This window comes from Ferrimicrobium sp. (assembly GCF_027364955.1).
Lineage (GTDB): Bacteria > Actinomycetota > Acidimicrobiia > Acidimicrobiales > Acidimicrobiaceae > Ferrimicrobium.
Genome location: NZ_DAHXOI010000001.1, coordinates 313,068 through 325,311, shown reverse-complemented (window position 1 = coordinate 325,311; position 12,244 = coordinate 313,068). Strand labels below are relative to the sequence as shown.

The window sequence follows — 12,244 nt, the reverse complement described above, 5'->3', positions numbered from 1 at the left end:
GTGTTTATTCCTCTGAAGAGCCAACAGGTTCAGCGAGCTCCTCTGCCCCAGCGTCATTTCCCGCCTCAAGGAGCTGATCCAACCCAAGCTGGGACAATGTCACCGGGTTGCCATCGCTGTCCTTGATGCTCACGATATTGGCCAGTCGCCGGTAAGCCTTCTGTTTGATAAGCGACGTACGGACCTGAAACTCCTGCAGCGGAGAGATGCCACCACGCCGAGGCTCCAGTGCTCCCGAGGTATTGAGTTTCTCGATCTCCTCCTCCAACTCTTGGGTATCGACGCTGACCGCCTCATCGACGGCTATCGCCCTCAACGCGAGGTCCCAAAGAACTGATTGGGCAGCCTTCGAACTGAGTTGTCCAGCTAGGGCGTTTTCGTCCTGTTGGCTCATCTCTAGGTAACGTCGCAAGGAGATCCCAGAGCCGTCGAGGGCATGCCCAAACTCATGCAACTCCTGCTGGTAGGCAGAGTTGAGGAGCACCTCTGGAATGGTCTTAGGCTCGGTCAACTCGAGCACCTTCTGATAGAGCTGTTGCTCGAAGAGCGAACGAGCCTCTGCGATACGCCGCGACGCCATACTCGTGCGCACATCCTCGCGCAGCTCATCAACCGTGGTGAACTCCGAAACCTGGGCAACAAAATCAGCGTCGAGATCAGGTAGTACCAGCTCGCGAATAGCGAGCACCTCAAGGATCGTCTTCTGTGTCTGGGCTTCGTTATCGGTATCGCCATCGACCGGCGCTGGAACCGCTACCTTATCGCCAACACTGGCACCGAGGAGCGCTGCCTCAAACTCAGGAGCAACCTCGCCCTTTCCGAGACGAGCAGTGAGGTACGGTGTCACCACATCCTCGGTGTCACCCTCAACGGTAATCACATTGAAGGTCACTTGGTCGCCTTCTGCCACTGGACGATCCACCTCTTGGAGGGTGGCCATCTGCTCGCGAATGCTGTCGATGACCGCATCGACGTCGGCCTCAGTCAGCTCGACCCGCGGCAGCTCGATCTCGATTGAGCCGATACCCTCTACGCGCACCACCGGTCGTAGCGCGACGTCAAGCTCCACCTTCACATCGCCCTCTTGGGCCCCATCGACGATTCGGAGGCTGGGCGACTCGATAACGTCGAGACCATTGTCAACAATGACCTCCTCGTAGCTCTCCTGTACCGCATCCTCGACCGCTTCGCGGCGAACGGCCTCTTGACCCAGTCGTGCCACGAGCACCGAAGCAGGAACGTGACCCTTCCTAAAGCCAGGGATCCTGACCTGGGAGCGAAGTTTTCGCACCGCCTGATCAAGGTACGGTCGTAACTCCTCGTCGCGGAGTTCGATCGTCACAACAGCAGAATTGGACTCTTGATGAAGTTCAGCAGATGAGCGCATAGCAACCAAAGCATACAAGGTCTACGCGCGAGGTCATGAAGATCCTAACGAAGTCGCCCCAACAAGCGACGAAGTTCCTCAAGCGAAGTACCCTCTTCCATCGCCAATTCTGGATTCTCGATGCAGTACACGAGGTGTGCCGTCAAGTAGTTGATAGCAGCCCGATCCAGTGCCTTAGCCACCGCAGCAAACTGCATTGAGAGCTCCTTGCAATCACGCCCCTCGGCAACCATGCGACGAATCCCTCGCACCTGTCCCTCGATCCTCGAGAGTCGGCGATCGAGATCCGCCTCCTCCTGGTGTAGATCGGTTTGACCTTGCTCGGGGGTCATGGTTCGCCCAGACCTCTCTGATGTGCCTCGACCATCGAACTCACCTTCTCCTCATAGAAGCCGTCAGGACAAACCAATCGGCTCTTACCACGCGACACAGCTTGCGACAACTCCCTGGTTATCAAGTGTAGCGTCGGTTAACAACAATACCATAGGGGGTTATCGATAGGCCAGGCTACCACAACCTTTGCGGGTAGCCAATGGTGACCCACAACGCTCGCACCCAAGGAGCGATCGCCTACGCAAAGGAGCCAACATCACTCATGGGCAAGACTGTCGCAACGAGTCGGGCGCCGTCCACGACCACCCCACCATCGATCAGGCCCGACTCAATGACCGCTTGGGCGACGGGTCTTCATGGCAGTACCATCGACGAGAAGTGGAGCGGGTGACGGGAATCGAACCCGCATGGCCAGCTTGGAAGGCTGGAGCTCTACCATTGAGCTACACCCGCGTTGGAACACGACAATGCGCCGTCGGGAAGGCGGGATTTGAACCCGCGGCCCCCTGCTCCCAAAGCAGGTGCGCTACCAAGCTGCGCCACTTCCCGCAAGGGCAGAGTTTAGCTGATTATTCTCCCAGTGCCTCTAAATTCGCGCGTCGTCGATAACGGAACCAGACAAAACCCACGACCAGTACCACTAGCAACGCACCGAGCACGTAGCCCAAGTCCTGGATCACCTTGACCAACACCGTGTAGTTCGCACCCAGCCAATACCCCGCCAGCGTCAATAACGCCACGAAGGGGATACTCCCGATCAACGTATAGAGCGAAAACTTGCTTACTGGCATCTCTGCAACACCGGCTGGAAGACTAATGACCGACCGAACCACCGGCAACAACCGGGAGATGATCACCGCCGCCTCACCGTGACGCTGAAACCACCGCTCCGCTCTATCGAGGTCCCGCGGCTTGACAAAGATGAAACGTCCAAAGCGTTCGACTAGCGATCTTCCACCCGTCCGGCCGATTGCCCAAAGAATGACACTGCCGATGAGGTTACCCAGGATTCCTACCAAGATCGCGCCGATGAGACTCAGTTTGCCGGAGGCGGCCAGTACGCCAGCGAGCGTCATAACCAGTTCCGAGGGGACGGGGATCAGCGCTGACTCCAAGGTCATCAACACCAAGATAGCGAGCAATCCATACGTCACTACGTACGTGTCAATAAAGGAGTTCATCGTCCCAATGTTACCTACGTGCGACGGGGCATATCACAATCTCCAGGAATTCTTACCACGACTCCAAGCAGGCTCCCAGCCCAATGCAGCTGCCGCACGAGGCACCTAACCTCTCGGATGATGACAGAGGATCGGCCGACGGATCTTCGATGCTGGTAGCCTGGACCCATGGGGCTACCACTACCTTGCTCGTTGACGCCTACCAAGGTCACTGCCTTCAAGGATTGCGCCTATGCTTTTCGGCTCTCTATCATCGATAAGATACCCCAACCGCTCTCTATTTGGACCGTCAAAGGCGTCCTCGCTCACCGGGCACTCGAACGCTTCTACTTCTCGCTACCAGCTACCGAGCGCACCCCACTACAGGCACGCGCGATCGTGCAGGACGAGCTGGCCAGTAGCCGCAAGACCGGGTACTCCGCAACCTTCCTAGAAGAGCTCCCCGAAGCGGCACAAGTCCGCCTCGGCCAAGAGGTGGAACAACTGGTCCTCAACATCTTCACGCTTGAGGATCCCACCACTACCAACGTTCTCGGTACCGAGATCATGTTCGAATCATCGCTTGGTGATGTCCTCGCTCGCGGCGTGATCGATCGTCTCGACCGTGACGCCAACGGAGACCTCATTGTCGTCGATTACAAGACCGGTCGCCCACCCTCGCACACGCACGAGCAGGATAAGCTCGCTGGCGTTCTGTTCTATGCGCTTCTCGTTGAACGGGTCCTTGGAGTAAGGCCAAAGAGCGTCAAGCTGATGTATCTTCGAGATCGCATGGTCATCGAGGCTGAGGCGTCACCTCACCGGCTTCATGCCGTCGAGGGCAAGACGGCCGCGATCTGGTCAGCGGTTCGCATGGCCTGCGAGACCGGGAACTTCCGCCCACGACCATCGAGGCTTTGCCATTTTTGCGCCTACCAATGTCAGTGCCCTTCCTTTACCGCACCCAATGTACAACGACAGCCAACTGATCCAAGGGTGCCAAAGGTTTGAAACAGCTGGATCGCTTTGATGCCGCTGCTGATCGCCTCTTCCAACCGTTACGGGGGCAGAAACACCTGGACCGCCTCTTCTATACACTTTCAGCACTCGCCGACCACTCGCTACTATGGGAACTTTTCGCGGCATTCCTTGCCATCTCTCCACGAAGACGCGGGAGGGCTCTGCGTGCTGGGGCAGCATTGGGTGTAGAGTCGCTGTTGATCAACGTGATCGTCAAGTCTTTTTTCTCCCGGGAACGTCCGATCGACAACACCTACGAACACCCCCACCATCTCCGATATCCGCTAACGTCAAGCTTCCCAAGTGGTCACGCAACTGCGGCCTTTGCCGCGGCTTCCTTACTCCCAAACCATCGGTTGGGCCGCTGGATCCTTTTCCCACTAGCTACGTTGATCGCGCTCTCACGCATTCACGTGCGCATCCATCATGCTTCCGACGTCGTCGGCGGCGCCTTGATCGGTCTTGTCTACGCGCAGGTAGTCAAAGTTGTTGTGCCGTTCCCACACCAGGCGAGGGAGTAATACACCCGCAGCTCGTTCGCAGAACTTGGGTGTTTTTGAGCTATCGTTCTACGACCCGGTAGACTGGTTGTAAAAGCAACCACAAAGGAGATGTAACTGATGCACTTCGCCATCAACTGGGACTACCGGTGCCCGTTCGCACGTAACATGCATGAACACCTCATTACCGCGATGCAAGATGGTGCGGACTACCAAGTAGACTTCGTGCCGTTCTCCCTCAGTCAGGTGCATATCGAAGATGGAGAGCCAGACGTTTGGTCAGACCCCGATCGTTACAACGAGCTCCTCGCAGTGATGACTGGTATGACCGTGCAACGTTACTTCCCAGAAAACTTCCCCGGCGTCCACCTTGCCCTCTTTGCCGCCCGCCACGACCGTGCTCTCGACCTCAGTGATTGGTCAGCACTTGCATCGATTCTCGAGAGTCATGAGGTGGCGCCCGAAGAGGTGGCAAAGCTCATTGAATCAGAGCACATCCTCGAGGACTTCAGACGCCAACATCTTGCCTCGGTTGAAGAACACCACGTCTTTGGGGTACCCACGTTCATCGTCAGCGGCCAGGCTGCGTTCGTACGGGTTATGCATCGACCAAATGGTGACGCAAAGGTAGCTCGCGCGACTATCGACCGTGTCCTCGACACCATGACGAACTACCCCGAGTTCAACGAGTTCAAGTACACTTCAATTCCACGCTAAGAGCTCCGTCCTACAGGGCCACAACCAAGCGGTGACTGGTGGAAATGCACAGTGCGGAGGTTCCTATGTGCAGAGGTTCCTATGGTCGGAGGCCAAAGCTGCCTTGCGCTGTCAATCGATATGATCCTGGCTTGGCCTATCGGAATGTTTACCTCTGCACGGGTATCGAAGGCCTCTCGCGTCGGCATCGACGCTGCAGTGGTCTGCGCCTGGCAAGCACCTGCGTGTTGCCGGCCATCGCCCTCCTCGTGCGCGGACCCTGGGAGATCGCCATCAAGGCAAATCGACCAGCGCAGCAATCCTCGTTTCGTCACAGCTAGCCATAACACGTGGGCCAGGGGCACAATCTGCCAGGTACGGTGAGCCTAACGCCCGCCACTTACAAGATGCACTGATCGACGTGTTAACCACCTGCCACAGACTCAGGGCGTCAACCGATCGTGCCCTTTTTTCACAGAGAAACTTTCCTTGACGCATGCACCGATCAGCTGTCACCGAGCAAGCTCAACCGACACTGTCCATAAGCTGTTCAACCAGTGATGGTCGTACCGAAGTTGCTTCGAAGCGTCTGTGCCCACTCCTCAGGCGAATAGTCAATCATTGTCTCAAGGCAAAGACGTTCGAAATAGGTGACATCACTCCGATAGTACGGCTCCATTGGTGCTCGTGCGACGATACGAAATAATAAACTCGCACCAAACTCCCCACTATCAGGGGTGGCGCCGATGAGAGAGAAATTGAAGGACTGAATGCCTATTTCCTCGTAAGTCGCGAGTACAAGTGCGAGACCCGATGCCAATTGATAGACATCTGGATCGCTTAGATCAACGAGATCACCGAGCCCCGGGGCCAGCGCCCAAACCTCGTAGAACCCGGAGGGCGCGAAGGGAACCAGCCAGACAAATGGGTCCATATGTGCCACCATGCGCTGACTCTGTGCATCCTCGAGTGCGATGAGTTCTTCAAAATAGGGCTGACCATAGGTATCAAAATGCTCCTTTGATGCCAACAACAACCGTGACTGTGCACCAAGCGGGACAGAATCATGCGAGGATTGGATATGTGGATGGATGAGCGAACTTCCCGAAGGCGGCAGATAGTTCGCATTGACTGAGGAATAAATCAACTCCGGACGTTGAGATCGCACTGCTTTGGCATGTTGTTCGATCGCCAAGAGCACATCGTAGACAACCTCGCGGGTCATGGCCGTCAGTGGGAGGAAGTGACGGCTTACATCGTAAACACCGACTGCCGACACGGAGGAGTAGGCGATCACATTGGGAACCACCCAGGCGTTCCCAACGATAATTCGGCCATTTCTTGCAATCTCCTCGGGGAAGGGCGCAGTTGCGTCGCCAATGGTATCTGCACAAAATGGACAGAAGCCGTCTCGTTCGACAGCGGAACCGAGTTCCACGGGTCCAGGAGTCAACTTTGCACCCTCGATCAGGCGAGCGCCATGACCGAAGAGCGGGTCCACCCGATGGATGAGCTTCGCTGTTCTAAAACCACCGTGCTCGAAGTCTGGCACCTCAGCTTGGAGCTCACGCTCTTGGAACAAAATCATCGATCGCTCTCCTCGAACCAGAACCCATGTATGAGGACTAACCTAGTCGAGGTGGACCGACTGGTAGACGAACCGCGTTTGAAAGACATCTTTGCCGCGTTAGTCGACGTCGTAAGCAAGCTCGACATGGATGAGACATTGGCGCTCCTCGCCGAACACGCTCGTACGCTTACCCGTGCGCGATATGCAGCAATCGGCGTAGTTGATCCAGGGCAACCGGACCAGCTACTTGACTTTGTCACATCGGGCATCAGCTCCGAGGAGCGAAAGCACATCGGCGATCTCCCTTCCGGTGGCGGACTTCTCGGCGCGGTTATCGACTCTCACGCTCCCGTCATCTCTGACTCCATCGCAAAGGATCCACGAGCCGCTGGTTTCCCCCCAAACCACCCGTTCATGCAACACTTCCTAGGCGTTCCGATTATCACTGGTGAGAAAGTCTTTGGCAACATCTACGTAACCGACCGCCTCGACAATGAACCGTTCGATCAGATCGATCTCGCCATCCTTGAGACTCTCGCCACCGGTGCGGCCGCAGTAATCGGCAACCTACTGTTGCGACAGGCGCTCGCTCTCGCGCAAATCGAGGACGACCGGGCACGCATTGCCCGAGACCTCCACGATGACATCGTCCAACGCCTCTTCGCAGTGGGCCTCCAGCTGCAGGCCGCATTGCCCTCGCTGCAGGGGACTGATGGCTTCCTTTTCGTCCGCCAAGCGATCGACGATCTCGATACCGCAATCGGCGAAATCCGAACGACAATCTTTCAACTCGAACCAGCGCAGGAGGGGTCATCGCGTTCAGAAGTACTCGACCTTGTCTCGCGGCTCTGCACCATTGCTGATCTGAAGTACCACGTCGTTTTTACCGGCCCAATCGATACCGTTCTCACAAACACCAAACAGACCCTTCTCCTCACGGTCCTGCGAGAACTCATCACCAACGCCATCAAACACGCTCATGCTCATGAACTCCGCATTGAAATTGAAGTCGCTGCAATGCTCAGCATCGTCGTCATCGATGACGGCGTGGGTATTGGCAACCATCCTCGCCTCGGCCATGGCATCGCAAACCTCGAAGCCAAGGCAACAGCCAGAGGTGGGACCTTCGCAATTGAGGCCAGCCCCCTAGGCGGATCGCGAGCCACCTTCACGATCCCTTTGCATTGACAAAGGTTCGATACTCCCGAGCTCATAGAGGCGTGAGAGGCAGCGGCCGTACTTCTGTCTGAACCCCCCGGCCAAGAAACTCGCCGGGAACAGATCTCGAACAGCACCCCCTCGCAATCGCACAGCGACCCCTTGATCATAGAGAACGTCAACAAGGCTACAAAAGTGCAACGCATCGCTTTGGAGCGCAATGGGAACGACATCGTGTATCTCAACCGCATCAAGCTTCTGTACGACTCCACGATAACGAATCGGATGAACTCGGCGGAGCTGGTCCAGCAGTTCGCTTAGCCCGATGTGCACCGTACTCTCCGGCAACGATCCAACCCCACTCATCTCGCGATCGAGCGCAAAGCCCCGCCGTCGGAAATCCCCGCCCTCAATCGAAAGCACCTTGAACGCTTCCGCCAGCCCCTGTATCTCACGCAGAAAGTCATCCGCACCGAAACGCCCCTCTCCGAGTCGGTCGGGCAAGGTGTTCGATGTCACCACGAGGTTGGTGCCGGTCATACGTAGCTCGTCAGCGAGTCTGCTGATGAGGACCGTGTCCCCCGGATCGTCAAGCTCAAACTCATCGATCGCCAGCAGGCTCGTCCCTCGAAGGAGTTGAAGCGCACCAGCGAAAGAAAGCGCTCCAACAAGACTCGTCAGCCCGGAGAAGGAGGTATAAAACTTCGACCCCGACCAGGCATGAAACGTTGCAGCCAACAGGTGAGTCTTGCCCACTCCAAACCCGCCATCCAGATACCAACCCACCGGCTGATACACCGTCGATCGTCGCCACAATCGATGACTGTGGGCCTGCGCCGCACGCTCGACCGTAAACGCGTGGAGCACTTCCTTGGCTCGCTGCTGCGAAGGAAACCGGAGGTCTGGGTGGTAGGAATCAAAAGTCGCATCTGTGAACCCGCGAGGAGGAACCATGGCAGCGATTAACTCTTCCTGACTCGGGGCGAGGGCCGGGTAGCCAAGCAACATCTCCATCGCTACCACGTTAGAGGCGAGCGGCCTCCTTGACCTCTGTCGAGGTATATTCCGTCCCGAGTGTCGCCCGAGACGCTACCGATCACAATCCCAACAGAAGGGCCCGACAGAAAGGGGCCGATGGCGCAGCAACTCGAGGGTCCCACGGTGGCCAAATCGATACGAGATGGGTAGCCGTCGGATGATCAACAAGTCGGTACTGGTGTTGGGTTTCTCTCTGCACACGCTTCGGCGATGGAATCAAAACCCAGGACGATAGGTGTCGTGCGACAAACGAACTCCACCTGGCGCCAGGGTGACCTCACCCCCATTTCCGGGATCGGTTAGTCTGTCTGCAACCGCAAGCCCACCCAGGAGAACCACTGGCCCCTGGAAACAATCGACCAATATAGCCCCGCTACCATGTGAGAGCAGGGCGCTCATGAGGAGCCAGTGTGGCTCCGCACAACTCCGTAGCGGCGAAGTGGGCAAGAAGAGAACGACACATCGACGACAGCATGCTTCCTAGGCAGACCCATCCACACCGCCTTCACATCTCCTCCATCTCCCGCACCGTAGACCGGTCCTTATCGTCACGATTGAACCTAGGTGGGAGCTGGCGCAAGTTGCGGTTGCCCATAGGCGTGCGCCAACGGGGTGCGGTCATGCGCGAGCGCATGCCAGTTGCGAACAACAGCTGGCACGACGATCCGATCGAGCTGTCTTCGTTGCTTGCCCTTGGGCTCCCTGATCCCCGCCGAGTTCTTGGGTCTGGCATCACCGCGTTACCGCCTTGCCCCAGCAGAGGGGACCAAGCTCTACCAACGTGTGCTGCGAGCAAGTCTCCGAGTTCTTCGGGCTCTCGAGGTCCAGCTGCCTCACGCAATTCCTCAACGCTCCACCACTGGCAACCAAGAAGAGTCGCCCGTTCGTCGTCGGTCAGGCAAGTCGGTCGAACGCGAGCATCTCCCACGCGAGCCAGGAAGAACGGCGCAACTCCCACCAGTCGAGTCGCCTTCCACGCACTGTTACCCCGCACTCTTGCAACTTGCCCGGCAACGCTAACCGTGGGCAGACCGGTCTCTTCCCGCCGCTCTCGCCGTGCCGCGTCCATCTCCGACTCACCCTCTTTAATCCCCCACCGGACGGCGCCCAGAACATTCTGTTGTTAATCGGATCCCGCCAGTGGAGCGACAGAAGCCGTTCGGCACCGTCAATTTAAGGAATGTGCACTAGGGCCCTCGCCAGCACCGAAAAAACACTCACCAACTAAGCTCGAGCCCCCTTGTCGCATCAGAACCTTATGAGCGAGGGGGATAGGCCGTCCTCCGGCCCACCCTCATTCTGCCGCTCGGCGGCACTGGACCGAGGGAACCGGATGGGCTCGTGGAAGGATCGACGCCCACTCCGAGCAGTGTCCGAGTCACCGCTTGTCCGCTGTCAAGCAGGTCATCAAGAGCTCGGGAGACGTGCGCCGCGGTTACGAGAGGCGCCTGTTCGCCCAAGGACTCGAGTACTGAGCGACGGAGCAACTCCTTGAGGAAAGATGCCGTCACGCCATCTGTGCGGTCAACGACGACGCCCAGTTCCTCATCGTTGAGCTGCAACGAGACACCACGGGCGTAGAACTCGAACAGTCTGCGTCGGGCAGCGGCGTCGGGCAAGGGAACTTCGACGGCAACATCGACGCGTCCCGGCCGTGCAGCTAGTGCAGGCTCGAGCAGGTCAGCTCGGTTGGTAGTCAACACGAAGAGCAAGTCGGCATCAGCAGCGGCGCCGTCCATGGCGTCAAGCAGATCAAACAGTACCGGGCTTGACCCATTGCCAAACGAGCGATCCTCTGCGACCAAGTCGACATCTTCGAGAACGATGACCGCTGGGGCAAGATCGCGTGCCATCGCGGTAACCGAACCAACCGCATGCAAAGAGCGGCCAGTGAGCACAAGCCGCGTGTACTGTGGCATGTGAGCGACCAGATACCGCATGGTGTGTGTCTTGCCGGTTCCCGGCGGTCCATAGAGCAACAGACCTCTCTTAAGGTGCTGACCCGATGCGAGCAGGGCGTCGCGATGCTCCGCAACCCCGAAAGCATGGCGCTCGATACGACCCAGCACTTGGTCGGGAAGTACGACACCGTCGCGCTCGATAGGCGCAACGCTCATGAACCGCAGTTCAAAACCGCCGTGCGGGAATGCCACTACCTCGAGCAGCTGGCTGCGGTAGACGTTCAGCGCACCCCGTAGCCCATCTATCTCGGCGACCACCGCTTGGGCAGCCGACACTGGCAGCCCAAGAACTTCAATACGAAGGCCGCGTTCGTGTTCGCGCGGCGCCGAGACCAGTAGCACGTAGGGGCCAGCCGGATCGCTCACGAGTAGCAGGGCGAGTTGCAGACACGCGAGAGTCGAGCCGGGTCCGTTTGGAAGGTCGACCAAGGGCGGGGCGCACAGTTGAATGGGCGGCAGCGCCCCACCTGAGGCAAGTTGTTGCAGCGTCACACCGCCGAAGTGGGGTGGTAGCGCGACCCCATGGACCACAACGTTCCTCCCCTCCTCGGCCATCCACACGTTTAAGGCCGTCTGCAAGTTGACATGCTCAAACGACGACCACTCCCTGGTGACAACCGACTCGCGGGCTCGTGTTGCTCCCAGAAACTCAGCGACAAGGCTCGCGACCTCGTTGCGCTCAACCTGTGTGTCGTTCTGAACCCACCGCATAAACGACCGGAACTCTGCGGCAAATTCGCGCCCGACCACCTCGCTCGCGTGACTCTCGTCACCCATCTCACGACCCTCCCTCTCGGTACACCACGGATGGCTAGCAACTACCCCGAACGCAGGGGACGCTCTTGGCCATCTGATAGTATCGTCTTCGCTATGCTCGAACCCTCTGTGAGCGCCGAGCCTTCTCACCCTATCGGATTTCTCCCCTGATCGGGCGACCGCGAGGTGTCGTCGCCTGCCTCCCGAGAGGAGCAACATCGCAACACCACCTCATACGGTCTCGGATCTTGCGCGTTCAGGAAAGCGGCTCTGCCCCAGCAAAGGGATTTTTCTGATGGTTTTCTCTTGGTACTCGACGTAGGGCGGGAAAGCTGCCACAGCGCGGTCCCACTATACCAAGCGCTCCCGTAACCGTAGACCCCGGCCTTGCGCAACACGCGGACGCTAGTCAAGTAGCATCCCACCTTGAAGAGAACAACCGCCACAGCCGCAAAGATTCTGAGCGCACTCAACCGAGGAAGGCGCTCCGATCGTCCTCTTACTCTCGATCCGATGTCGCAGGGAACGTCGCTTACCGGCAGCGTCGTCATCCTCGCTAGGGCGGTGGTGTGCCTTTCTCACGGTCAGCTGAGATGATGCTTGGACCATCCGGCATCCGTGGCTCGAGCACGAGGAGCCCTGTGTCGCACAAAACCAGATCCATG

12 protein-coding genes and 2 tRNA genes are annotated in these 12,244 nt (G+C 58.0%); 5 read left to right on the top strand and 9 right to left on the bottom strand.

Annotation, left to right across the window (positions count from 1 at the left end):
- Positions 1 to 4 precede the first annotated feature (4 nt).
- A complete protein-coding gene (tig, locus tag M7Q83_RS01455) occupies positions 5 to 1,387 on the bottom strand; it encodes a trigger factor (RefSeq protein WP_298334618.1) in 1,383 nt (460 codons plus the stop codon).
- A 44-nt stretch (positions 1,388 to 1,431) separates the two neighbouring features.
- On the bottom strand, positions 1,432 to 1,719 hold the full coding sequence (locus M7Q83_RS01450; protein ID WP_298334616.1) for a metal-sensitive transcriptional regulator: 288 nt from the start codon (positions 1,717 to 1,719) through the stop codon (positions 1,432 to 1,434).
- 200 nt (positions 1,720 to 1,919) lie between these two features.
- On the opposite strand from M7Q83_RS01450, the gene M7Q83_RS01445 reads away from it, so the two are divergent.
- Entirely contained in the window at positions 1,920 to 2,111 is a 192-nt protein-coding gene (locus M7Q83_RS01445; protein ID WP_298334614.1) for a hypothetical protein, read from the top strand.
- Here the strand turns inward: M7Q83_RS01445 and M7Q83_RS01440 are convergent.
- From M7Q83_RS01440 to M7Q83_RS01430, 3 genes are all read right to left on the bottom strand, one after another.
- Positions 2,100 to 2,173: transfer RNA gene (locus M7Q83_RS01440), tRNA-Gly, on the bottom strand. The two genes, M7Q83_RS01445 and M7Q83_RS01440, sit on opposite strands and share 12 nt — an antisense overlap.
- A 22-nt stretch (positions 2,174 to 2,195) precedes the next feature.
- Positions 2,196 to 2,269: transfer RNA gene (locus M7Q83_RS01435), tRNA-Pro, on the bottom strand.
- 20 nt (positions 2,270 to 2,289) lie between these two features.
- The gene (locus M7Q83_RS01430) at positions 2,290 to 2,901 is read right to left on the bottom strand and encodes a DedA family protein (protein ID WP_298334612.1); all 612 of its coding nucleotides are present in this window, start codon (positions 2,899 to 2,901) and stop codon (positions 2,290 to 2,292) included.
- A 168-nt stretch (positions 2,902 to 3,069) separates the two neighbouring features.
- Here M7Q83_RS01430 and M7Q83_RS01425 point away from each other — a divergent pair, with 168 nt between their 5' ends.
- From M7Q83_RS01425 to M7Q83_RS01415, 3 genes are all read left to right on the top strand, one after another.
- Positions 3,070 to 3,891 (top strand): PD-(D/E)XK nuclease family protein, encoded by an 822-nt coding sequence (locus M7Q83_RS01425; RefSeq protein ID WP_298334610.1) that lies wholly within the window; start codon positions 3,070 to 3,072, stop codon positions 3,889 to 3,891.
- The gene (locus M7Q83_RS01420) at positions 3,888 to 4,421 is read left to right on the top strand and encodes a phosphatase PAP2 family protein (protein WP_298334607.1); all 534 of its coding nucleotides are present in this window, start codon (positions 3,888 to 3,890) and stop codon (positions 4,419 to 4,421) included. The genes M7Q83_RS01425 and M7Q83_RS01420 overlap by 4 nt, the downstream gene beginning before the upstream one ends.
- A gap of 99 nt (positions 4,422 to 4,520) precedes the next feature.
- Positions 4,521 to 5,117, top strand: coding sequence for a DsbA family protein (locus M7Q83_RS01415; RefSeq protein ID WP_298334605.1), 597 nt, complete (start codon positions 4,521 to 4,523; stop codon positions 5,115 to 5,117).
- A gap of 529 nt (positions 5,118 to 5,646) precedes the next feature.
- On the opposite strand, the gene M7Q83_RS01410 is transcribed toward M7Q83_RS01415, so the two are convergent.
- The gene (locus tag M7Q83_RS01410; RefSeq protein WP_298334603.1) at positions 5,647 to 6,684 is read right to left on the bottom strand and encodes a hypothetical protein; all 1,038 of its coding nucleotides are present in this window, start codon (positions 6,682 to 6,684) and stop codon (positions 5,647 to 5,649) included.
- 30 nt (positions 6,685 to 6,714) lie between these two features.
- Here M7Q83_RS01410 and M7Q83_RS01405 point away from each other — a divergent pair, with 30 nt between their 5' ends.
- Positions 6,715 to 7,854, top strand: a complete 1,140-nt coding sequence (locus M7Q83_RS01405) for a GAF domain-containing protein (RefSeq protein WP_298334601.1) — start codon at positions 6,715 to 6,717, stop codon at positions 7,852 to 7,854.
- On the opposite strand, the gene zapE is transcribed toward M7Q83_RS01405, so the two are convergent.
- From zapE to M7Q83_RS01395, 3 genes are all read right to left on the bottom strand, one after another.
- Complete coding sequence (zapE, locus tag M7Q83_RS01400; protein WP_298334599.1) at positions 7,813 to 8,838, bottom strand: cell division protein ZapE; 1,026 nt, start codon at positions 8,836 to 8,838, stop codon at positions 7,813 to 7,815. The two genes, M7Q83_RS01405 and zapE, sit on opposite strands and share 42 nt — an antisense overlap.
- Before the next feature lie 529 nt (positions 8,839 to 9,367).
- Positions 9,368 to 9,952: an NUDIX domain-containing protein gene (locus M7Q83_RS14140; protein ID WP_366526350.1), complete on the bottom strand. Its 585-nt coding sequence runs from the start codon at positions 9,950 to 9,952 to the stop codon at positions 9,368 to 9,370.
- 166 nt (positions 9,953 to 10,118) lie between these two features.
- Positions 10,119 to 11,600 carry an ATP-binding protein gene (locus M7Q83_RS01395; protein ID WP_298334597.1) on the bottom strand — a complete coding sequence of 494 codons (1,482 nt, stop codon included), beginning with the start codon at positions 11,598 to 11,600 and terminating at the stop codon, positions 10,119 to 10,121.
- Positions 11,601 to 12,244 lie beyond the last annotated feature (644 nt).